Here is a 23090-nt window from a genome sequence, read left to right on the forward strand (position 1 = left end):
AAGTTTCAGCATATAGGTAGCAACAAGCGCTGAATTTCTTTATACTAATATAGGTACATTTTACAATGATTCTATGGTTTGAATCGATTGACAATATATATTAATGTTTTGTTTTATGATGAAATTTACTGTTGCTTGAAGCGGAGAGGTGCGACTCCAAGGGCAGCAAGTAACTTTTATAAAAACAAAACCTAAAAATTATCTCTAGAGGTGAAAATAGATGTTTGATCGTTTACAAGCGGTTGAAGACCGTTACGAAAGATTAAATGAATTACTAAGTGATCCGGATATCGTTAGTGATTCGAATAAATTACGCGAGTATTCTAAAGAACAGTCGGATATTCAAGAGATGGTAGACGTATACCGCGAATACAAATCCGTAAAAGAGCAATTAGCTGATACACGTGAGCTGATGGAAATGGAAAAAAATGCAGATATGCTAGACATGATGAAGGAAGAGTTTAATGATTTAAACAAACAAATTCCTGATTTAGAGGATCGTCTACGTATTTTATTAATTCCAAAAGACCCGAACGACTCTAAAAACGTAATTATGGAGGTTCGTGGCGCAGCAGGTGGGGACGAAGCAAATATTTTTGCGGGCGACTTATTCCGTATGTATACACGCTATGCAGAAACGCAAGGCTGGAAAATCGACATTATGGAAGCCACGCCAAACCCTGCTGGTGGATACAAAGAAGTGATCTTCATGATTAATGGTCAAGGTGCTTATTCAAAATTCAAGTATGAAAACGGCGCACATCGTGTACAACGTGTCCCAGCGACAGAGTCACAAGGCCGTATTCACACGTCTACAGCAACAGTAGCGTGTTTACCAGAAGTACATGTTGAAGAAGTAGAAATTCATGAAAAAGATATCCGTGTAGACACATTCGCATCATCTGGTGCAGGTGGTCAATCGGTAAATACAACGATGTCTGCCGTACGTATGACTCACTTACCAACAGGGGTTGTCGTGTCGATGCAAGATGAGCGTTCACAAATTAAAAACCGTGAAAAAGCGATGAAAATTTTAGTGGCACGTGTAGCGGATAAACACCGTGCTGAGGCGCAAGCAGAAATCGATTCTACACGTAAGTCGGCAGTTGGAACAGGCGACCGTTCTGAGCGTATCCGTACTTACAACTATCCACAAAACCGTGTAACAGATCACCGTATTGGTTTAACGATTCAAAAATTAGACCAAATCGTTGAAGGGAAGCTGGATGAAATTATTGATGCACTCATTTTAGATGAGCAAGCAACACGCTTAGCGAACTTAAACGAAAATGCATAAAACAATTTTTGAGGCCCTTAATTGGGCTTCTTCTTTTTTAGAGGACAATGGTCGCGAAGGAAATGCCGCAAGATTATTATTGCAGCATGTATTGCAAACAAATTATTCTGGCCTAATGATGAAAACGCATGATGAAATTTCAGCAGAACAGATGCAACAATTTACTGCTTATATCGAGGCCCATGTAAAAGGACGCCCAGTACAATACATTACAGGTGTTGAAGAATTTTATGGTCGTATATTTGAAGTAGATGACTCGGTATTAATTCCACGTCCTGAAACAGAGGAATTAATTGTGGGAACAATAGAGCGCATCAATCAATTATTTAACAATAATGATTTAACGCTTGCTGATATTGGAACGGGTAGCGGTGCTATTGCGATTACGATGAAAAAGGAATGTCCCAATTTAGCTATTACGGCAACCGATCTTTCAACAGCCGCACTAAAAACAGCGCAGAAGAATGCGGATAATTTACAGGCAGAACTTACATTTATTGAAGGAGATTTAACAGCACCAATAGCCCATCAAAAATGGGATATTGTTTTATCGAATCCCCCGTATATCGCGTTTGATGATATGGCTTCAATGTCCGATGTTGTTGTCGAGTATGAGCCGCATAGCGCATTATTTGCTGAAGAGGATGGACTTATTTTATATCGTAAATTGGCAGAACAATTGCCACCACTTATGAATACACCAGGTTTGATTGGCTTAGAAATCGGTTATACACAAGGGGATACGGTAGCAAATTTCTTCCGTGAGCATTTCCCACAAGCACAAGTTTCTGTTGTAAAAGACATTAATGGCAAAGATCGTATGGTATTTTGTGAAATTACTGAATAAAATCTTCTATTCTTGCAAACAATGAGTTGCAAGGGGGAGAGAACATGTTAAATGATTACGAGATTATAAAAAAATCAAAATGGTGGATTGCTAGCTGGAAGTTGCTCGCAATGACATTTGTTTTATATAGTGCATTAATAATGATTCCAACTGTTGTAGCGGATGTACAGGCTGAACGTCAGCAGTTAAATGAACAATTGAAGATACGTGTGATTGCAAATAGTTCATCAAAGGCTGATCAGCTTATAAAGCAGCAAGTTGTGGATAATATTCAATATTTCATTGAAAGTTCAGACGAGTGGACTGTGGATAATCAAGGAATGGAACGGATTGTTCAAGAAATTCAAAAAAATTACCCACAATTAAAATTCCGCTATGAATTTGGGGATAACTTAATGCCACCGAAATGGCAATTTGGTGAGTTTTATCCACAAAATCATTATTATTCTGTGAACTTTATTATTGGACAAGGGCGCGGAGAAAATTGGTTTTGTTCAGTATTTCCAACGCTTTGTGTACCGAAAAAACAAGAAGTAAGTGAACGTCCGCAATTTTATTTGAACGAATGGTGGAACAAAAAGAAAAATAAAAATAATCCACAAATTTCAGAAAATTACCCACAGTCACCTGTGAATTATTAACGATTTGTGGATATAGTACAGAAAAATTTAGAGAAAGAAGCAGAATAAATGGAGACGTTATTATTAACTGTGGATGAATTTGTGGATAATTCAGAAAATTATACACAAGCGGTAGATTTATTAAATAATGGGGAAGTTGTAGCTTTTCCTACTGAAACGGTTTACGGTTTAGGGGCAGTAGCAACGGATGAGCAAGCGGTAAAGAAAATATTTACTGCGAAAGGTCGACCGTCTGATAATCCACTGATTGTCCATATTGGAACAATTGAAGAAGTGGAAGACTATGCTGTGGATATCCCTGAAGTAGCAAAGAAATGTATGGAAGCGTTTTGGCCAGGGCCGCTAACATTAGTGATGAATGTGAAGCCAAATGTATTGGCAGCTAGTGTGACGCCTGGTATGCAAACAGTAGGACTTCGAATGCCGGATCATCCTGTTGCACTAAATTTGTTAAAAGTATTAAAAAAACCATTAGCTGCACCAAGTGCAAATCGTAGTGGGAAACCAAGTCCAACGAAGGCAATTCATGTATTTGAGGATTTACAAGGTATTATTCCTTGTATTTTAGATGGTGGAATGACTGGAATCGGTGTGGAATCAACGGTGCTTGATGTGACATTAGATCAACCTGTTATTTTACGTCCAGGCGGTGTGACAAAGGAAATGCTTGAGCAAGTGATTGGTTCAGTATTAGAGCCGAACTTTGAGCAACAAAAAATTGAATCAACACCAAAAGCACCAGGCATGAAATATACGCATTATGCCCCGGATGCACCGGTCTATTTAATTGATCAAGACAAGAATCAAATCGAGTGTGCGGTAGAAAAGTTACAGCAACAACAGCATAAGGTAGCCTTGCTTGCCCCACAAAAATTTGACGATGTAAATGCCGATTATTTTTTCTCATTTGGGGATGAACATGAGCTAGAGCAAATGAGCGGTAAACTATACGATGCGTTACGTGCATGCGATAAAACGGATGCAACAATTATATTAGCAACTGTAACTGAGCGAAAAGGTGTCGGTACAGCTATTATGAACCGCCTCGAAAAAGCAGCGGGCGGCAATTGGTATCAACAATAATGAAATCCATATTTTACACGGATGATGTGTAGAATGTGGATTTTTTTGCGTTAAAGAAAAGATTGAAATTCGTATTGTGGATAACTTAAGCACTTAGGTTTATACACCTAAAAAATTAGACTTCAGTTAGCATTGGCGTATTTGAATAGGGTAACGCATACCGTATAAGAGGAATGTATTTTTGTGATTAACAAAAAATAAATGAAAGAAGGCCTTTATGCAGGAAATTATAGCAGGCATATTAATGTCATTTGATGTAGTGGCACTGTATTTAGTAGCGAATAATGTAAAATATAAATGGCTGCTTGCGAGTTGGACAGCCTGCTTACATATGGTTTTCCCATTAATTGGTTTTTATTGTGGTCAGTGGCTTGCGGATTTATTAGTGCAATGGTCAAATAGTATTTCGCTGTTGTTATTATTTTTTATTGGATTACAATTACTGCTATCAAGGGAAAATGAAAATTTTCCAGCAAAAACTTTACCTATAATCGCAATATTTGCGAGTTTTGATACCTTTTCAGTAAGCCTATCTTTTGGTATGCTAAATTTAGACAAATACACTTTTATTTTAAGTGCCGGGATTTCGACTCTGATTTTGTCTTATATGGCACTTATTATTGCGCAAAAAAATACAATTTTAAAAAATGGCTTGTTAAAAAAATTGGCAGGATTATTATTAATTATTATGAGTGTTTTACTATTAATATAAGGAATGATTGTAGATGAACATATATTTTATTTGTACAGGAAATACTTGTCGTAGTCCAATGGCAGCAGCTATTTTAATGAATAAACATATTCCAAATGTAGAAGTGCGTTCAGCTGGGATTTATGCTCAGTCTGGAAGCATAATGTCGATTAATGCACAACACGTTTTAAATCAACAAAATATTAAACATAGCCATTCATCAGCGCTATTTAATGAACAAGATGCTCAGTGGGCAGATTTAATTTTGACGATGACCGCGGCCCATAAAGAGCTAGTCTTACATTTAGTAAATAATATTGAACATAAAACATTTACATTAAACGAGTATGTAGCGCAAGATGTTCGTGATATTCAAGATCCTTATGGTGGCAATATAACCGTCTATGAACAAACATTCGAACAATTAAATGAAGCAATTGAAAAGTTAGAGACAAAAATACGTTTGGGGGAACATCAATAATATGGAAACGAACAAAAAAATGTTTACATTACGTAGTAAGCTTGTACTGTTTGTAGGGATTTTAGCATTAATCACTTATACAACGAGCTTTCTATTTATCAAGTTTATTCATCCTATGTTTTTTGTACAAACCAATCCACTAATCTTTCAAATCATTACATATGCGCTAGGGATTTTTTGGTCGTGCTTACTAGCAGCAGTATTTAGTTTAATCATTGTGCGCCCGTTACAGCGATTAGAAAATAGTGCAAATCAAGTAGCGGAAGGCAAAATTGGTAAAGATGTAGAAATGCCACGAACGAATGATGAAATTCGAAGCGTTGGGGAAGCATTTCAAGCGATGGTCGTTAACTTACGCAAAATGGTAAGTGGGATTGAAGATAACTACAAGTCAACAGATGCTACGATTGAGGATTTATCTAAGCAAAGTAGCTCCGTAGCGAAAAATGCAGAATCGATTTCAAGTAATATCGGGCAAATTTCGCTGGGTGCGGAATCTTCAGCCATGGCCATTCAAGAAACAGTAGAAGCAATTGAAGAAGTCCGTGAATTAGCAACGGAAGTGAATCACAAGGCAATTGGCTCGGCAAATCGTTCCAAAGAAATCTTATCCAATCTATCTTCGACAACAGAAGCGATTCACGGTGTAGTATTAAGTATTCAGAAAATCGCCTCCGATAACGAGGATGCGTTAATAAATATTCGTGAACTTGAAAAAAATGCAGAGCAAATTGAGCACATTATCGGTCTAGTGGGGGATATTGCAGGGCAAACGAACTTACTTGCACTCAATGCCTCAATAGAAGCTGCACGTGCTGGTGAACATGGAAAAGGCTTTGCGGTAGTAGCTGAAGAAGTGCGTGGTTTAGCGGATGAAAGTGCCAATGCGGTGAAGGGGATTACGACATTAGTACAAACAATGCAACAAAATGTAAACGTAGTAGTAGCACAAATGAATAAGCAAGTTTCATTTGCCGTAAATGAATCTTCAAGAGTATCAGAAACGACAGTTGCTGTAGAAGGTATGTCCAAAGCAGTTCATGAAATGGCAGATGATGTTGTTCAAATATCACAATTAGTTAGTCAACAAATGCAAAATATTGAATATACTTCACGTCAATCACAAGAAGTAGCAGCGATTGCTCAAGAAACGTCAGCGAGTGCACAGGAAGTGAACGCCGCATCAAACGAACAATCCTTTGCTATTCAGCAAGTAGAAGCATTAGCGAATGATTTACAAAAACAATCTGCTGAGCTATACAAGATGATTCAGCAATTTGATAACAATTAATCTTACACCGGAATTTTAATTAAATTAAAGTTTCGGTGTTTTTTCCGTATATTACTCGTATTTGTACAATCAAATACACGTTAAAAACTAACGATTATTCACACAGACGCACAATTATTCGTGTTTTATACCGAAAATTGAAAATCATTATGGAAAATACGTGTCATTCTGATGTAATAAATGGTACACTGTTGATGAAAATAAAAGTAAATAAATATTAGGGAGGAAACCCTCTATGAAAATTGCCATTTCTTCAGATCATGGCGGCAATAATTTACGTAAAGAAATTATGGCACTATTAGACGAATTAGCGATTAGCTACGAAGACTTTGGTCCACAATCGAGCGACTCAGTTGACTATCCAGATTACGCGCGCCCTGTTGCAGAGCGTGTTGCATCAGGTGAATTTGACAAAGGTATTTTAATTTGCGGAACAGGGATTGGAATTTCAATCGCTGCTAATAAATTTAAAGGTATCCGTTGTGCATTAGTACATGATACTTTTTCAGCTAAAGCGACACGTAACCATAACGACTCAAATATTTTAGCGATGGGTGAGCGTGTTATTGGTGCGGGTCTAGCACGAGAAATTGTAACAACTTGGTTAAACGCAGAATTCGAAGGTGGACGTCATATCCGCCGCGTTGAAAAAATTTCTGAAATCGAAGAACAACAACAATAGGTGACCACATGAAAAACTTACGCGATGTTCAAAAACAGTTGGCCGGAGCCTTACATGAATTCGAGCAGCAAGTGAAGTTTACCGAGGATCAGTTATTTGTTGTCGGCTGTTCGACGTCCGAAATACTTGGCGAAAAAATTGGAACAGCCGGTGCACTCGATGTTGCGCAAATGCTGTATGAGGAGTTTTCAAACTTCGCACACAAGCATAAGATGTATTTAGTTTTTCAAGGCTGCGAGCATATTAATCGTGCGTTAACATTAGAAGCAGCAGCCGCTAAAAAGTACCATTTAGAGCCTGTTTCAGTCGTCCCTGTACGAACAGCAGGTGGCTCGATGTCAGCTTACGCTCATACACAAATGAACGAACCTGTTGTTGTAGAATCCATTCAAGCTCATGCGGGTATTGATATTGGACAAACATTAATAGGCATGCATTTAAAGCATGTGGCAGTACCCATTCGTACATCAGTAAAGTTTGTAGGAGAGGCAGTCATTACGTTAGCTACAACACGTCCAAAGCTAATTGGCGGCGAACGTGCGCAATATAAGTAACGTTATTACGTTACATAACTATCATTTTGAATTGGAAACTCCGAAGTTAATTCGGAACAAAATTTAGGAGGATTTAGACAAATGGCATTTGAAAAATTAGCAGGACAAGACAAGGCAATCTTAGACGCGATTTTATTAGAGAAAAAACGTCAAAATACAAACATCGAATTAATCGCATCAGAAAACTTCGTATCAGAAGCAGTAATGGAAGCACAAGGTTCTTACCTTACAAACAAATACGCTGAAGGTTACCCAGGTAAACGTTACTATGGTGGCTGTGAGCATGTAGACGTAGTGGAAAATATCGCGCGTGATCGTGCAAAAGAATTATTCGGTGCAGCTTATGTAAACGTACAACCTCACTCAGGCGCACAAGCGAACATGGCAGTTTATCATACAATTTTACAACCAGGTGACACGGTGCTTGGTATGAACCTATCACATGGTGGTCACTTAACACATGGTTCTCCAGTAAACTTCTCTGGTATTTTATATAACTTTGTTGAGTACGGTGTAACAGCAGATACAAACGTAATCGACTATGAAGATGTTCGTCAAAAAGCTTTAGAATCAAAACCAAAATTAATTGTTGCTGGTGCTTCCGCTTATCCACGTGCAATTGACTTCGCAAAATTCCGTGAAATCGCGGATGAAGTAGGTGCATACTTCATGGTAGATATGGCGCACATTGCAGGTTTAGTAGCTGCTGGTGAGCATATGAACCCAGTACCATACGCTGATTTTGTAACAACAACTACACATAAAACATTACGTGGTCCACGTGGCGGTATGATTTTAACAAATGATGAAAAATGGGAAAAAGAATTAAATAAATCAGTATTCCCAGGTATTCAAGGTGGCCCATTAATGCACGTAATCGCTGCAAAAGCAGTAGCATTTGGTGAAGCATTACAACCTGAATTTAAAGACTATGCAAAACAAATTAAAGTAAACGCAGCAGCACTAGCAAAGAGCTTACAAGAAGAAGGCGTTGAAATCGTATCGGGTGGTACAGACAACCACTTATTATTATTAAACGTAAAATCTTTAGGCTTAACTGGTAAAGTTGCAGAGCACATCCTTGATGAAGTGGCGATTACAACAAACAAAAACACAATTCCTTACGATACTGAAAAGCCATTCGTAACATCAGGTGTTCGAGTTGGTACAGCAGCAATCACTTCTCGAGGTTTCAATGAAGAAGATGCAATCGAAGTAGGTAAAATTATTGCATTAGTACTTAAAAACCCAGAAGACGCAGCTGTGAAAGAAGAAGCACGTAAGCGTGTAGATGCATTAACTGCGAAACACCCATTATATGCATAATAAAAAATAATATAAAAAAGGCCTTTTTATCTCCTAATTATGGGGTAAATAGGCCTTTTTTTAAAATAAGAGTGATTAATATAAAGATTCCGTACATAATGACCTATTTTTCTAAATTATTTGATTGATTTATATTGAAATGGATATAGAATGTAAAGTATGTTATTACTATTTATAGAATAATAATACAGAGCGAGCGAGGGAAATTGAAATTTGATGGAGGTACTATGGAAAAAATAAGTGTAAGCTATTTTGAAAGATTAAAAAAAATTGGCGACCATATACAAACAAACCGCATTATTATTGATGATACTTTCCAAATTATAGATAGTAATCTCGTTTGTTCGCAAGGAAACTTCCAACAATTATCTAATCTTTTGGAGTTTCTTATCTTTCAACCCGAAGAACAACAGCGATTTGTAAGCTCTATTATCAATGCAACTGGTGAACCGATAAAAGTTCACTATAGTCGGCAAGATGGTTCTACTTGTTTAGTTCAACTTCACAGTGTACCTATTTTATTAGAAAAACAATACTATATGTTAATAATGGTAGAGGTCGAACCGAACGCATCAGTAGTACTTACACACACCGCGAATGATATTATCATTCAAGAAACAAGTTTCGAAAATAAGATTCAAAAAATTTGTACAGAATTAGAGCGCTTGTATCGTGTGATGATTACATTTACATATACAAAAAAACATTCAATCTTACTTATTCCCTCAAATAGTTTTAAGGGAGTTGAAATTCCGCCGATTTCAAGCGAAGAGCAGCATTACCACAGTCAGATGCGAGGTAAAGCATTAGTGCAGTTAGCATTGCATCAGTCAACAAAACAATATGCAGAACAAAATGGCTATAGTAATAGCTTTGTTGTACCAGTCTGCACAATAGAAAATGAAGCAATCGGCTATTTTGTCATCTATCATAATGAACGAGAAATATTTGATAAAGAAGATGATTTGTTTCAGGAGAGGCTAATACAAGTTGTCCAACTGCTCGATAAAATTTCGATGTATGAACAGCAAATTCAAATACTACAAACGATTGATAGTACAACGAATTTGCCTAGTTATCAACAATTTATTAAGCAACTCAATTTACATAAACAACAGCAAAAGGTAGGGGTCATCAAAATTATCGAGCCAGGTGAGTTTTCAAAAGTAGTGGAACTATATGGCCGACCTGCTGGAGATGAATTACTAAGACAATTAGGAAAACATTTGAAACAGGCTTCAATTAGTAAAGATAGTGAAATTGCACGTTTCACAAGCTCTTCACTCATCATGTATACACCGGTCGATTTTCAAACACTCTTCAATCGCCAATCAGTAATAAGTGGAGATGAAATGGAGTCGTTTACGATATTCAATCAACAAATACATATCACACTAAAAGTTGGGATTGCGCCATTAGATGACTACACATCAACGCATGATTCGGTTCGCTTTGCGGAATATGCATTGACGAAGGCACGTCAAATTCATGGCGCACATACGGAATTTTATACCGCACGCCATGATGATATTCTGGGTCGTGAAATACAACTGAGTAATCATTTAAAAAATGCGATTCGAAGTAAGGAAATTACCGCATATTTTCAGCCGAAATATGCAGTTTATAATGAAAAAATCGCCAGCATGGAGGCATTAGCACGTTGGTTTTCGCCTTCGCTAGGATTTATTTCGCCGGTAGAGTTTATTGCAATTGCCGAAAATACAGGGCTGATTAGAGATTTAGAGTTGCAAATTATTGAAAAGGTGCTCGCATGGCAGCAACAACGTCAATATGATGGTAAGCGGATTGTGCCAATTGCGGTGAACATTTCGCCAGATCATTTCTATCATCCACAGTTCATTCCAAATTTAAAACATTTGCTTAATCACTATTATGCTGACCCAAAATATTTAATTGTAGAAGTGACAGAAAATATGGGGCTGTTTGATTTTGAACGAGCCAACAAAATTATAAATAAATTACAAACAATTGGGATTGTGACAAGTATAGATGATTTCGGAATTGGCTACTCATCTCTCAGTTATCTACAAAAATTTTCATTCAACGAATTAAAAATTGATCGTAGTTTTGTTATGAAAATTGAAGAACTGGCAACACAGACAATCGTGAAGGCAATTATTGATATCGCACATACACTTGATATGGTCGTTATTGCTGAAGGTGTTGAAACAAAGGAGCAACGTGATATATTAAAAGCTATTCACTGTGATGAAATTCAAGGGTACTATTATTCAAAACCATTATCGATGGAAGAAGCCTCGAAGTTAATTGATGACGAACGTCAAAAACGAAAGTGAATTTGATAATCTTTGTGAACGTATAAAAAACATCCGGTGAATAGTTTTCGATAATATCCTTTTCTGTTATACTAACTTAGATAAACAACAGTTAGGAGATGTTAACGTGAGCAAAGTATACGTATTTGACCACCCGTTAATTCAACATAAGTTAACTTATATTCGAGATAAAGAAACAGGTACAAAAGAATTCCGTGAGTTAGTTGATGAAGTAGCAACATTAATGGCATTCGAAATTACACGTGAATTACCATTAGAAGAAATTGAAGTGGAAACACCAGTTACAAAAGCGAAAGCAAAAGTCTTATCAGGTAAGAAAATTGCTATCGTGCCAATTTTACGCGCTGGTATCGGGATGGTAGACGGTGTATTAAAATTAATCCCTGCCGCAAAAGTAGGTCACATTGGTCTTTACCGTGATCCAGAAACGTTAAAACCAGTAGAATATTATGCAAAACTTCCAGCAGATGTGGAAGAGCGTGATTTCATCATTGTTGACCCAATGTTAGCAACAGGTGGTTCAGCAGTAGAGGCTATTAACTCACTGAAAAAACGTGGTGCGAAAAGTATTAAGTTCATGTGCTTAATCGCTGCTCCAGAAGGTGTAGAAGAAATTCAAAAAAATCACCCAGATGTAGATATTTACATCGCAGCTCTAGATGAAAAATTAAATGATCACGGTTATATCGTACCTGGCTTAGGTGACGCAGGTGACCGTTTGTTCGGCACAAAATAATATACAACAACGCCCGTGAAGTCGTTTACGGGCGTTTTTTATAGAAGAAGCCAATATTATTTAAATTAATAAAAGGAGCTCTATCATGACTAACAAATATAAAGTAATGACAATTTTTGGTACGCGCCCTGAGGCAATTAAAATGGCGCCGCTTGTATTAGAACTTCAAAAACATCCAGAACAAATCGAATCAATCGTTACCGTAACTGCACAGCACCGTCAAATGCTTGACCAAGTGCTTGAAACATTCAAAATTACACCAGACTATGACTTAAATATTATGAAAGATCGCCAAACGTTAGTGGACGTGGCTACAAACGCATTAATTGGCTTAGATCGTGTTATGAAAGAGGCGAAACCGGATATCGTACTTGTACATGGTGATACCGCGACAACCTTTATAGGAAGCTTAGCAGCATTCTATAACCAAATTGCAATTGGTCACGTAGAAGCAGGTTTACGTACGGGTCAAAAATACTCTCCATATCCAGAAGAAATGAACCGTCAATTAACAGGAGTTATGGCAGATCTACACTTCTCGCCAACTGAGCAATCACGCGAAAACCTAATAAAAGAAAATAAGCCTGCTGAAGCAATTTTTGTAACAGGCAATACGGCAATTGATGCATTAAAAACGACAGTAAGCGAAAACTATACACACCCAGTGCTAGAAAAAATGGGTACGGACCGCATGGTTCTTTTAACTGCGCACCGTCGTGAAAACTTAGGGGAGCCAATGCGCAATATGTTCCGTGCAATCATGCGCTTACTAGCTGAGCATGAGGATGTACAAATAGTGTATCCAGTGCATATGAACCCAGCTGTGCGTGAAGTAGCAAACGAAATTTTAGGGGACAATCCACGTGTACATTTAATCGAGCCATTAGAAGTGTTTGACTTCCATAATTTCGCGGCACGTTCATTTATGATTTTAACGGATTCGGGTGGGGTACAAGAAGAAGCGCCATCTCTAGGTAAGCCAGTACTTGTATTACGCGACACAACAGAGCGCCCAGAAGGTATTGCAGCAGGTACATTAAAGCTTGCAGGGACTGATGAAGAAGTGATATACACAATGGCAAAGGAATTACTAACGAATCAAGCAGCCTATGACAAAATGGCACATGCCTCAAATCCGTATGGTGATGGATTTGCATCTCAACGAATTGTAGAAGCACTAATTAAACACGCTAAGTTATAGAATGAACAATCTTTTTAAATTTAATTGAAATCTTCCTTTAAAAATTCGTGATACTTTCCAAAGGTTTAACAACTTTTACATGAGTGTAGAAGTTGTTAAACTTCACTCAAAAATAATAGGGTTTGATGAGTAAGCGTTTTTTTATGGGAATTTATATAATAAATAAAAAAATAGATTTGTCAATAGTTAAAATCAATATAAATACACGAAAAAAATCTTTTTTTATATAGAAATAAATGGAAAACAGAAAAAAAGCGTGAAATAGCGAATTATGTTGTTAGTGAAGAAATGTAGATTGAGATTATGCATAACTTTACACAAATTTGTCAACAATTTGACGAGGACTTCAACTGTGTGAAGTTTTTCACCAATAGCAATTGACATCAAAAACCCCCTATTGTATGCTTACAAAGGGTAAGAATGATAAGAGTTTCCTCTAGTCTCAAGACGTTGAAACACTTGTTATATCAAGTTTCTACTAGATTGACATTTGAAACTAAACTTGTCAATTTGCAACGTTTTATGCGTCTGGATTAAACGTCCACAAGATTACGAGTCATTTAGAAGTATGGAATGATTAGTGACGTTGGATAATGCTTCCATAGTCAAAATTATTTAGTACTTGTAACGGCCTCTGATTTTGTAGTGCATTCACTACAATTTAAATTCACTTAATGGTCGAAGAACGCTTTCTTTACTCGAAAAAATGTTTCAGGAGATTAATTGCCAATGCTAAATTTGCATCACATGTTCGCAATGCAGAAAAAGGCGTTCTTTTTTTTGCTTGCTATTTGTGCGTTAGGCTGGGGATTTTCGCCGTATGATTCGATATTTGCTGGTATAGCCCTAGGTGCTTTCTTTGGTACGTATAACTTTTGGATATTAGTTCGACGTATGGAAAAATTTGACCGTTCCATGAGTGAAGGGACAAAAGCACCATCTATAGGCACGGCATATCGCTTTTTTTCAGGTGTTGCCGCAGTCGCAATCGCAATATCGTTGCCACAATATTTCCACTTAATAAGCACGGTCATTGGGCTCATGATTCCGTACATCTTTTTAGTAATAGAAAGAATTGTACACCAGAATAAAAGCCATTAATGTGCATTTGAAAGAGAGGTGAATGCAGAAATGAATCATACAGCTCCAGAGTTTAACTTGGATTTAGGCTTTATGATGCTTACGTTCAATAAATCGACAGTAATGATGCTTTTAATATCTGCTACTATTGTGTTTTTAATCGCGTTTATCTCAACACGTAGACTTGCTTTAAAACCAACTGGTATGCAAAACGTCATGGAATGGATTATGGATTTCGTGAAGGGTATTATTAAGAGTAACATGGACTGGAAAACAGGTGGTCGCTTCCACATTCTAGGTATTACACTAATTATGTTCATTGCCGTTTCGAACTTAATTGGTTTACCATTTGGTGGTATCACAGTTGGACATGACTTATGGTGGAAATCACCAACAGCCGATCCAGTTGTTACGATGACATTAGCAGCGATGATTTTAGTTTTAACGCAGTACTATGGTGTGAAAATGCAAGGTACAGGTGGTTATGCTAAAACGTTCTTCCAACCAATGTCATTCATGTTCCCGTTAAAAATTATCGAGGAGTTCGCCAATACGCTAACACTCGGTTTACGTCTTTACGGTAACATTTATGCGGGTGAGATTTTAATCGGTCTTATCGCAAGTTTAGCCGCATCAGGCACAGTATTTGGCTTCGTTGGTGCAGTTGTTCCAATGATGGCATGGCAAGGATTCTCGATCTTCATCGGGTTTATCCAAGCTTTCATTTTCACTATGTTAACAATGGTATACATGTCTCACAAAGTGAGTTCAGACCATTAATTATAAATTCTCGCATTCAATGTAGTGCGGTAATTTGAACCACAAAAAAATCACATAATCCAAGGAGGATATTTACAAATGGTAGGTTCAGTAGGTTTATTAGCAGCAGCAATCGCAATCGGTTTAGCAGCACTAGGTGCAGGTATTGGTAACGGTTTAATCGTTTCAAAAACAGTAGAAGGTATTGCTCGTCAACCAGAAGCACGTGGCGCACTTCAAACAGTTATGTTCATCGGGGTTGCATTAGTAGAAGCATTACCGATCATCGCAGTAGTAGTAGCATTCATCGTAATGAACAAGTAGTCTTTATAAAAAGATTATTTTACAGTGGCGAAGAAGACTTTTCGAAGGCCCTTCGCCATTACTTTTGTATAAATAAGGTATAACCTTATTTATTGTTTTTTAACATGAAAGTAAAAGTTTTACAAATATAGATTTCTATTTAAGCTCTTGAAGGGAGTGAAACAATCGTGTTTTTAGACTATCTTGTACTTGGTGCAGGCGCTAACCACATCAATTTAGGTGACGTTTTCGCTACATTAGTTATCTTCTTAGGTTTAATGGCACTTCTTAAAAAGTTCGCTTGGGGTCCTTTAATGGGTATCATGCGCGAGCGTGAAGAGTTAGTAGCAAGCGGCATTGATGCAGCTGAAAAAGCTAAGAAAGAAACGCAAGCACTATTAGAAGAACAAAAGAGCCTTCTTAAAGAAGCTCGCACAGAAGCGCAATCTATCGTAGAAGGCGCTAAAAAGCAAGGCGAAGCAACTCGCGAAGAAATCGTGTCAGCTGCACGCGCTGAAGCTAACCGTCTAAAAGAATCTGCAGTTCGTGATATCGAAGCAGAGAAAGAAAAAGCAATCGCTGCGGTACGCGAAGAAGTGGTTTCATTATCAGTTCTTGCTGCATCTAAAGTTCTTGGAAAAGAAATTTCTGAAGCAGACAACAGCGCATTAATTAAAGAAACGATTGCGAAGGCAGGCGAAGCGAAATGAGTCAATCGACTGTAGCAAATCGCTATGCTCAAGCAATTTTTAAATTAGCGTCTCAGCAAAACTTACTTTCTGAAGTGGGTGCAGATTTAAAAGAGATCAAAGAAGTATTAGCTTCAAACGATGAGTTTATGGCATTACTTACTGCTCCAAAAATCTCAGCTGACCGCAAAAAAGAGCTTATTGCTCAAATCTTAACTGGTGCTCAGTCAATCGTTGTAAACATGGTTCAATTTTTAATTGAAAAGAAACGTTTAAACGAATTATCAGCTGTAGCTGAACAGTTTCAAGCATTAGCAGCAGCTGCTCAAGGCGCTGCAGATGCAAAAGTATTCTCTACTCGTGAATTAACTGAACAAGAGCGTGCAGAAATTTCTGTTGCTTTCGGTAAATTAGTAGGTAAAGAAACACTTAATATTACAAACATTATCGATGCGTCACTAATCGGTGGCGTACGCGTTCAAATTGGCAACTATATTTTCGACAGCACTGTAGCATCTAAGCTAGAGGACTTAAAAAAAGTTTTAGTTGGTTAAATCTTAAGAAATGTGAGAGGTGAACATACATGGGCATCAAAGCTGAAGAAATCAGCAGTCTGATTAAACAGCAGATTGAAGGTTATCAATCGGAATTAAAAGTAAGCGAAGTAGGTACAGTTATCACTGTTGGTGACGGTATCGCTCGTGCTCATGGCCTCGACAACGCCATGGCTGGAGAACTTTTAGAGTTCTCAAACGGTGTTATGGGTATGGCACAAAACCTAGAAGAAGGTAACGTTGGTATCGTAATTTTAGGGGACTACCTAGGCATCAAAGAAGGCGATGAAGTTCGTCGTACAGGTCGTATTATGGAAGTACCAGTTGGTGAAGCACTAATTGGTCGTGTTGTAAACCCACTTGGTCAACCAGTGGATGGATTAGGTCCAATCAACACAACAAAATCTCGTCCAATCGAAAGCCCAGCTTTCGGTGTAATGGCTCGTAAATCAGTACACGAACCATTACAAACAGGTATCAAAGCGATTGACGCTTTAGTACCAATCGGTCGTGGTCAACGTGAGTTAATCATCGGTGACCGTCAAGTTGGTAAAACTTCTGTAGCGATCGATACAATCTTAAACCAACATGGCGAAGATATGATTTGTATCTACGTTGCAATTGGCCAAAAAGAATCAACTGTACGTGGTACTGTTGAAACTTTACGTAAGCACGGTGCATTAGATTACACAATCGTTGTAACTGCATCTGCTTCACAACCAGCGCCATTATTATTCTTAGCACCTTTTGCTGGGGTATCAATGGCTGAAGAGTTCATGTTAGATGGTAAACACGTATTAATCGTGTATGATGATTTATCTAAACAAGCATCAGCTTACCGTGAACTTTCATTATTATTACGTCGTCCTCCAGGTCGTGAAGCTTACCCTGGTGACGTATTCTACTTACACTCACGTTTATTAGAGCGTGCAGCGAAGTTAAACGAAACTTACAAAAACGGTTCTATTACGGCGCTTCCATTCGTAGAAACGCAAGCGGGCGATATCTCTGCATATATCCCAACAAACGTAATTTCTATTACAGATGGTCAGATCTTCTTACAATCTGACTTATTCAACTCTGGTGTACGTCCAGCGATCAACGCTGGTTTATCAGTATCACGTGTAGGTGGTTCTGCTCAAATCAAAGCGATGAAAAAAGTAGCTGGTACATTACGTCTTGACTTAGCAGCATTCCGTGAATTAGAGTCATTCGCTCAATTCGGTTCTGACTTAGACGCAATCACACTTGCTAAATTAGAGCGTGGTAAACGTACAGTTGAAGTTTTAAAACAAGACTTAAACAAACCACTTAAAGTTGAAAAACAAGTAGCGATTCTTTATGCATTAACTAAAGGTCACTTAGATGATATTCCAGTACAAGACATCGTTCGTTTTGAAAATGAATTCTTAAGCTGGTTAGATTCAAACCACACAAACGTTTTAGATCACGTTCGTACAACTAAAGAACTTGCTCCAGATGCTGAGTACATCGAAGCTATTAACGCATTCAAAAAAACTTTCGCTAAATCTGAGTAAGATTTGAACAGTTTTTTTACGTGTGTATTCGTATGCACGTAAAAAACTGAACAGCTCTTTTAAGAACTTGATAAAAATCAAAAGGTGGTGAAATACCAGTGGTAAACTTACGCGAAATTAAAGGTCGTATTAACTCTACAAAGTCAACGAAACAAATCACAAAAGCGATGCAGATGGTTTCTTCTTCAAAGTTACGTCGTGCAGAGCAAAACGCTAAAGCTTACGTTCCTTACATGGAAAAGATTCAAGACGTAGTAGGTGCAATCGCATCAGGTACAAAAGACATCGGACATCCAATGTTAACTATACGTCCTGTTAAGAAAACAGCTTACTTAGTTATCGGTTCTGACCGTGGTTTAGCAGGTGCTTACAACTCAAGCATTTTACGTGAAGTTCAAAATACAATTAACTCACGTCACAAGTCTAAAGACGAGTACGTAGTATTAGCAGTAGGTCGTGTTGTTCGTGATTACTTTGTAAAGCGTGGACACAACGTTATCGCAGATGTAGTTGCTCTACCAGACCAACCATCATTTGCTGATATTAAAGAAATCGCACGTAATGCTGTTGGTATGTTCACTGATGGTACGTATGATGAACTTTATATGTACTACAATCACTTCGTATCAGCAATCGCTAACGAAGTGACTGTGAAAAAAGTTCTTCCTTTAACTGATATTGCACCTTCATCAAGTAACGCTGCATATGAATTCGAGCCATCAGGCGAAGCAATTCTTGAAGTATTATTACCTCAATATGCAGAAAGCTTAATTTACGGCGCTTTATTAGACGGAAAAGCGAGTGAACATTCAGCGCGTATGACAGCAATGAAAAACGCTACAGACAATGCAAACGACCTTATTGCAGACCTTTCTCTACAATACAACCGTGCACGTCAAGCGGCGATTACACAAGAAATTACAGAAATCGTTGGTGGAGCTGCTGCCTTAGAATAGGCGCACTCACCAATGTCGTATAAGAATACGATAGGAGGGTACACAGTAATGAACAAAGGACACGTTCTTCAGGTAATGGGTCCAGTAGTAGACGTAAAGTTTGCTAATGGTGAATTACCAGCAATTTATAACGCATTAACAGTTACAATCGAACGTCCTAACGAAGAGCCAACTACTCTTGCATTAGAAGTAGCGCTTCATTTAGGTGACGATTCTGTTCGTACGATTGCCATGTCATCTACTGACGGTTTACAACGTGGAGCAGAAGTAACAAACTCAGGAGCACCAATCTCAGTACCAGTTGGTGAAGCTACATTAGGTCGCGTATTTAACGTACTTGGTGAAGTTATCGACTTAGGCGAAGAGATTCCTGCTGAAGTTCGCCGTGATTCAATTCACCGCGAAGCTCCAACATTTGATGAATTATCAACTACTGTTGAAATCCTTGAAACAGGTATCAAAGTAGTAGACTTATTAGCACCATACATTAAAGGTGGTAAAATCGGTCTATTCGGTGGTGCCGGTGTAGGTAAAACAGTATTAATCCAAGAATTAATCAACAACATCGCACAAGAGCACGCTGGTATCTCAGTATTCGCAGGTGTAGGTGAGCGTACTCGTGAGGGTAACGACTTATTCTTCGAAATGACTGACTCAGGCGTAATCAAACAAACTGCGATGGTATTCGGTCAAATGAACGAGCCACCTGGTGCACGTATGCGCGTAGCATTATCTGGTTTAACAATGGCAGAATACTTCCGTGATGAGCAAGGTGCAGACGTACTTTTATTCATCGACAACATCTTCCGTTTCACTCAAGCAGGTTCTGAGGTTTCTGCCCTATTAGGTCGTATGCCTTCTGCGGTAGGTTACCAACCAACACTTGCTACTGAAATGGGTAAATTACAAGAGCGTATCACATCTACAACTAAAGGTTCTGTAACTTCTATCCAAGCGATTTACGTACCAGCCGATGACTATACTGACCCGGCTCCGGCTACAACTTTCGCCCACTTAGATGCAACAACTAACCTTGAGCGTAAATTATCTGAAATGGGTATCTACCCTGCGGTTGACCCATTAGCTTCGACTTCTCGTGCATTATCACCAGAAATCGTAGGTCCAGAACACTACGCTATCGCAACTAAAGTTCAACGTACAATCCAACGTTACCGTGAGTTACAAGATATCATCGCCATCTTAGGTATGGATGAGTTATCTGATGAAGATAAACAAACTGTAGAGCGTGCTCGTCGTATCCAGTTCTTCTTATCTCAAAACTTCCACGTAGCGGAGCAATTCACTGGTCAAAAAGGTTCTTATGTACCTGTAAAAGATACTGTTCGTTCATTCAAGGAAATCCTTGATGGCAAATGGGATCACTTACCAGAAGATGCTTTCCGTCTAGTTGGTTCTATTGATGAAGTAGTAGCGAAAGCGAAAGAAATGGGCGTACAAGTTTAATTAGCTGACGAGGAGGAAAAAATATGAAGACAGTTACAGTCAATATTGTCACTCCCGACGGCCCAGTATACGATTCAGAGGTAACGATGGTTATCGCTAAAACAACTTCAGGTGAAATTGGTGTCCTTGCTGGCCATATTCCTATGGTTGCTCCACTAACAATTGGTGCAGTGAAGCTGAAAAAAGCAGATGGCACTTTTGAACTTGCAGCAATTAGCGGCGGTTTCATTGAAGTACGTCCTGAGAAAATTTCGATTTTAGCTCCTTCTGCTGAAGTTGCTTCTTCAATCGATGTTGCACGTGCTAAAGAAGCATTATCTCGTGCTGAAGGTCGCCTTCAAAAGAAACAAGATGACGTCGATTTCCAACGTGCTGAACTAGCGTTAAAACGTGCGTTGAATCGTATCAACGTTCAAGAGGGTAATATCTAATTTTGATAAAAAGTGGGCAGAGCAATCTGCCCGCTTTTTTAAATATTATTTTTGACGTTGGAAAACTCTAAGGATTTATAATCTTTAAATAGCAAATTCATTGATTTAAAGACTTAATGAATAGAAGGAGTGAAAGTGTGAAATGGATTTAATCGTACAAACTGGTCAACAAGCACTAATGAATATTATTGCAAATATTATTTTTATTGGTATGGCTTTGTATGCTTTACAAGGACTTCGTATTGAGCAGCTGTTTAAAAAAGGGAAAACATTTCAAATTCAACTATTTTATATATTTATGAGTATTGTTATAGGATCAACTGTGGCAGATTTCTTTTTAAATTTTTTGAGTTGGTCTAAAATGATCCCCTATATTTACCAATAAAACAGGAAATTTAATGTGTCATTTTATTTCTTGTAGGGGGAAATAATCACTTGTTTTTCACTACAAGGAATAAAAATTTCCTAGGAAATACAGTACGTTTATAAGATTATAACGTGCGAGTAGTTATTTAGGTCTGGTACTTCTTTCTTGATTGGTTAGGACTGCATAAGACTTCATATCGCGTTATTCTGCGTGTGATTTGTATTTCTAATGAATATTTGTCTATTCACAATAATTACTTGTCCTGCGTATTATATATTTATAGCTATTTTGATAAAATTAGCTTAAAATAGTGATTTGGGTGCTTGAATATGCACCATTATTTATGTAGTATGTTCTAGTGTGTAAAATAACAGTCAAATGAAAAAATTAATTGAACTTATCCATTCATTTATTAATTATATGAGAATCGAATTCGGAGGGACGAATTGTGGAAAGAATTATTGTTACTGGGGGTAAAACGCTAAAAGGTAACGTACGTGTCGAAGGTGCAAAAAATGCTGTATTACCGATTTTAGCTGCATCTCTATTAGCTTCTAAAGATAAAAATATTATAAAAGATGTACCAAACTTAGCAGATGTAAGTACAATCAGCGAAGTATTGAAAAGCTTAAATGCAAAAGTAGAATATAAAGTTGAACATAATGAACTGATCATTGATACGTCTATGAAGCTTTCTAGTGAAGCACAATTCGAGTTTGTTAGCAAAATGCGTGCCTCAATTTTAGTAATGGGGTCATTATTAGCTCGTAATGGTTATGCACGTGTAGCATTACCTGGTGGATGTGCAATTGGTTCACGTCCAATAGAACTTCATTTAAAAGGCTTCGAAGCAATGGGTGCTAAAATATCATTTGGTCATGGTTATGTAGAAGCAAAAGTAATAGAAGAATTAAAAGGCGCAGAGATTTATTTAGACTTCCCAAGTGTTGGGGCGACTGAGAATATTATGACAGCTGCAGCATTAGCAAAAGGCATAACAGTCATTGAAAATGCAGCTAAAGAGCCTGAAATTGTTGATTTAGCAAACTTCATTAATGCAATGGGCGGTCGTGTCATCGGTGCAGGTACTGATACGATACGTATTGAAGGTGTGAAAGAATTAAAAGGTTGCGAGCATTATATTATTCCAGACCGTATCGAAGCAGGGACGTTTATGGTGGCTGCAGCAATTACTCGTGGTGATGTATTTATCGAAAACGCTGTACCAGAGCATATGACGGCATTGATTGCAAAAATGCGCGAAATGGGTGTTGAAGTAATCGAAGAAGGTGAAGGTCTACGCGTACGTGCAAACGATCCGTTAAAAGCAGTGGATATTAAAACTATGCCACACCCAGGCTTCCCAACAGATATGCAATCACAAATGATGGCATTAATGTTAACGGCTAAAGGCACAAGTATCATCACTGAAACTGTATTTGAAAATCGTTTCATGCACGTAGAAGAATTCCGCCGCATGAACGCGGACGCTAAGATTGAGGGCCGTTCTGTATTTATTGAAGGTGATAAAAACCTACAAGGTGCAGAAGTTTCAGCAACAGATTTACGAGCAGCAGCAGCACTAATTTTAACAGGATTAGTTTCTGAAGGTGTAACACGCGTTACAGAATTACATCACTTAGACCGTGGCTACGTGGACTTCCACAAAAAATTAGCGGCTTTAGGTGCAAATATTGAGCGCGTAGATATAGAAGAAGTTGTAGTAGAAACAGTGGTAACGGTATAACCGTTTAAGTATTTTTAAGCATCTAGTTGCTCGAATAGAATTTCGAGCAACTAG

At 37.9% G+C, this 23090-nt stretch carries 24 protein-coding genes; all 24 read left to right on the top strand.

What is annotated here, in order from left to right:
• The first annotated feature begins 220 nt into the window (after nucleotides 1-220).
• The 24 genes from prfA (at nucleotide 221) to murA (ending at nucleotide 23036) form a co-directional block, all read left to right on the top strand.
• A complete protein-coding gene (gene prfA / locus LZ480_RS01530) occupies nucleotides 221-1297 on the top strand; it encodes a peptide chain release factor 1 (protein ID WP_241367567.1) in 1077 nt (358 codons plus the stop codon).
• Nucleotides 1290-2144, top strand: a complete 855-nt coding sequence (gene prmC / locus LZ480_RS01535; RefSeq protein WP_241367568.1) for a peptide chain release factor N(5)-glutamine methyltransferase — start codon at nucleotides 1290-1292, stop codon at nucleotides 2142-2144. Before prfA ends, prmC begins: the two co-directional genes overlap by 8 nt.
• Before the next feature lie 44 nt (nucleotides 2145-2188).
• Entirely contained in the window at nucleotides 2189-2785 is a 597-nt protein-coding gene (locus tag LZ480_RS01540) for a stage II sporulation protein R (protein ID WP_241367569.1), read from the top strand.
• Between the two features lie 48 nt (nucleotides 2786-2833).
• On the top strand, nucleotides 2834-3868 hold the full coding sequence (locus LZ480_RS01545) for an L-threonylcarbamoyladenylate synthase (RefSeq protein WP_241367570.1): 1035 nt from the start codon (nucleotides 2834-2836) through the stop codon (nucleotides 3866-3868).
• 217 nt (nucleotides 3869-4085) lie between these two features.
• Nucleotides 4086-4580: a manganese efflux pump gene (locus LZ480_RS01550; RefSeq protein WP_241367571.1), complete on the top strand. Its 495-nt coding sequence runs from the start codon at nucleotides 4086-4088 to the stop codon at nucleotides 4578-4580.
• 13 nt (nucleotides 4581-4593) lie between these two features.
• A complete protein-coding gene (locus tag LZ480_RS01555; protein ID WP_241367572.1) occupies nucleotides 4594-5040 on the top strand; it encodes a low molecular weight protein arginine phosphatase in 447 nt (148 codons plus the stop codon).
• 1 nt (nucleotide 5041) lies between these two features.
• The gene (locus LZ480_RS01560) at nucleotides 5042-6331 is read left to right on the top strand and encodes a methyl-accepting chemotaxis protein (RefSeq protein WP_241367573.1); all 1290 of its coding nucleotides are present in this window, start codon (nucleotides 5042-5044) and stop codon (nucleotides 6329-6331) included.
• A gap of 235 nt (nucleotides 6332-6566) precedes the next feature.
• Nucleotides 6567-7013 carry a ribose 5-phosphate isomerase B gene (gene rpiB, locus LZ480_RS01565; RefSeq protein ID WP_241367574.1) on the top strand — a complete coding sequence of 149 codons (447 nt, stop codon included), beginning with the start codon at nucleotides 6567-6569 and terminating at the stop codon, nucleotides 7011-7013.
• A gap of 8 nt (nucleotides 7014-7021) precedes the next feature.
• Entirely contained in the window at nucleotides 7022-7567 is a 546-nt protein-coding gene (locus tag LZ480_RS01570) for a TIGR01440 family protein (RefSeq protein WP_241367575.1), read from the top strand.
• Between the two features lie 81 nt (nucleotides 7568-7648).
• Complete coding sequence (gene glyA, locus LZ480_RS01575) at nucleotides 7649-8893, top strand: serine hydroxymethyltransferase (protein WP_241367576.1); 1245 nt, start codon at nucleotides 7649-7651, stop codon at nucleotides 8891-8893.
• Between the two features lie 227 nt (nucleotides 8894-9120).
• Complete coding sequence (locus LZ480_RS01580) at nucleotides 9121-11211, top strand: putative bifunctional diguanylate cyclase/phosphodiesterase (RefSeq protein ID WP_241367577.1); 2091 nt, start codon at nucleotides 9121-9123, stop codon at nucleotides 11209-11211.
• Between the two features lie 106 nt (nucleotides 11212-11317).
• Nucleotides 11318-11947 (top strand): uracil phosphoribosyltransferase, encoded by a 630-nt coding sequence (upp, locus tag LZ480_RS01585; protein WP_241367578.1) that lies wholly within the window; start codon nucleotides 11318-11320, stop codon nucleotides 11945-11947.
• A gap of 85 nt (nucleotides 11948-12032) precedes the next feature.
• On the top strand, nucleotides 12033-13148 hold the full coding sequence (wecB, locus tag LZ480_RS01590; RefSeq protein WP_241367579.1) for a non-hydrolyzing UDP-N-acetylglucosamine 2-epimerase: 1116 nt from the start codon (nucleotides 12033-12035) through the stop codon (nucleotides 13146-13148).
• A gap of 729 nt (nucleotides 13149-13877) precedes the next feature.
• Entirely contained in the window at nucleotides 13878-14249 is a 372-nt protein-coding gene (locus LZ480_RS01595) for an ATP synthase subunit I (protein WP_241367580.1), read from the top strand.
• A 30-nt stretch (nucleotides 14250-14279) separates the two neighbouring features.
• A complete protein-coding gene (gene atpB / locus LZ480_RS01600) occupies nucleotides 14280-15008 on the top strand; it encodes a F0F1 ATP synthase subunit A (protein ID WP_241367581.1) in 729 nt (242 codons plus the stop codon).
• 78 nt (nucleotides 15009-15086) lie between these two features.
• Complete coding sequence (gene atpE / locus LZ480_RS01605; protein ID WP_241367582.1) at nucleotides 15087-15311, top strand: F0F1 ATP synthase subunit C; 225 nt, start codon at nucleotides 15087-15089, stop codon at nucleotides 15309-15311.
• Between the two features lie 167 nt (nucleotides 15312-15478).
• Complete coding sequence (gene atpF, locus LZ480_RS01610) at nucleotides 15479-16000, top strand: F0F1 ATP synthase subunit B (protein WP_241367583.1); 522 nt, start codon at nucleotides 15479-15481, stop codon at nucleotides 15998-16000.
• Nucleotides 15997-16533 (top strand): F0F1 ATP synthase subunit delta, encoded by a 537-nt coding sequence (locus tag LZ480_RS01615; RefSeq protein ID WP_241367584.1) that lies wholly within the window; start codon nucleotides 15997-15999, stop codon nucleotides 16531-16533. The genes atpF and LZ480_RS01615 overlap by 4 nt, the downstream gene beginning before the upstream one ends.
• 29 nt (nucleotides 16534-16562) lie before the next feature.
• Nucleotides 16563-18071, top strand: a complete 1509-nt coding sequence (atpA, locus tag LZ480_RS01620; protein WP_241367585.1) for a F0F1 ATP synthase subunit alpha — start codon at nucleotides 16563-16565, stop codon at nucleotides 18069-18071.
• Nucleotides 18072-18169: 98 nt separating this feature from the next.
• Nucleotides 18170-19027 (top strand): ATP synthase F1 subunit gamma, encoded by an 858-nt coding sequence (gene atpG / locus LZ480_RS01625; protein WP_241367586.1) that lies wholly within the window; start codon nucleotides 18170-18172, stop codon nucleotides 19025-19027.
• A 48-nt stretch (nucleotides 19028-19075) separates the two neighbouring features.
• Nucleotides 19076-20491, top strand: coding sequence for a F0F1 ATP synthase subunit beta (gene atpD, locus LZ480_RS01630; protein ID WP_241367587.1), 1416 nt, complete (start codon nucleotides 19076-19078; stop codon nucleotides 20489-20491).
• 23 nt (nucleotides 20492-20514) lie between these two features.
• Nucleotides 20515-20922, top strand: coding sequence for a F0F1 ATP synthase subunit epsilon (locus LZ480_RS01635; protein WP_241367588.1), 408 nt, complete (start codon nucleotides 20515-20517; stop codon nucleotides 20920-20922).
• 142 nt (nucleotides 20923-21064) lie between these two features.
• Complete coding sequence (locus LZ480_RS01640; RefSeq protein WP_241367589.1) at nucleotides 21065-21307, top strand: DUF1146 family protein; 243 nt, start codon at nucleotides 21065-21067, stop codon at nucleotides 21305-21307.
• A gap of 430 nt (nucleotides 21308-21737) precedes the next feature.
• A complete protein-coding gene (gene murA, locus LZ480_RS01645; protein WP_241367590.1) occupies nucleotides 21738-23036 on the top strand; it encodes a UDP-N-acetylglucosamine 1-carboxyvinyltransferase in 1299 nt (432 codons plus the stop codon).
• Nucleotides 23037-23090: the final 54 nt, after the last annotated feature.

Source organism: Solibacillus palustris (assembly GCF_022549215.1).
Taxonomy (GTDB): domain Bacteria; phylum Bacillota; class Bacilli; order Bacillales_A; family Planococcaceae; genus Solibacillus; species Solibacillus daqui.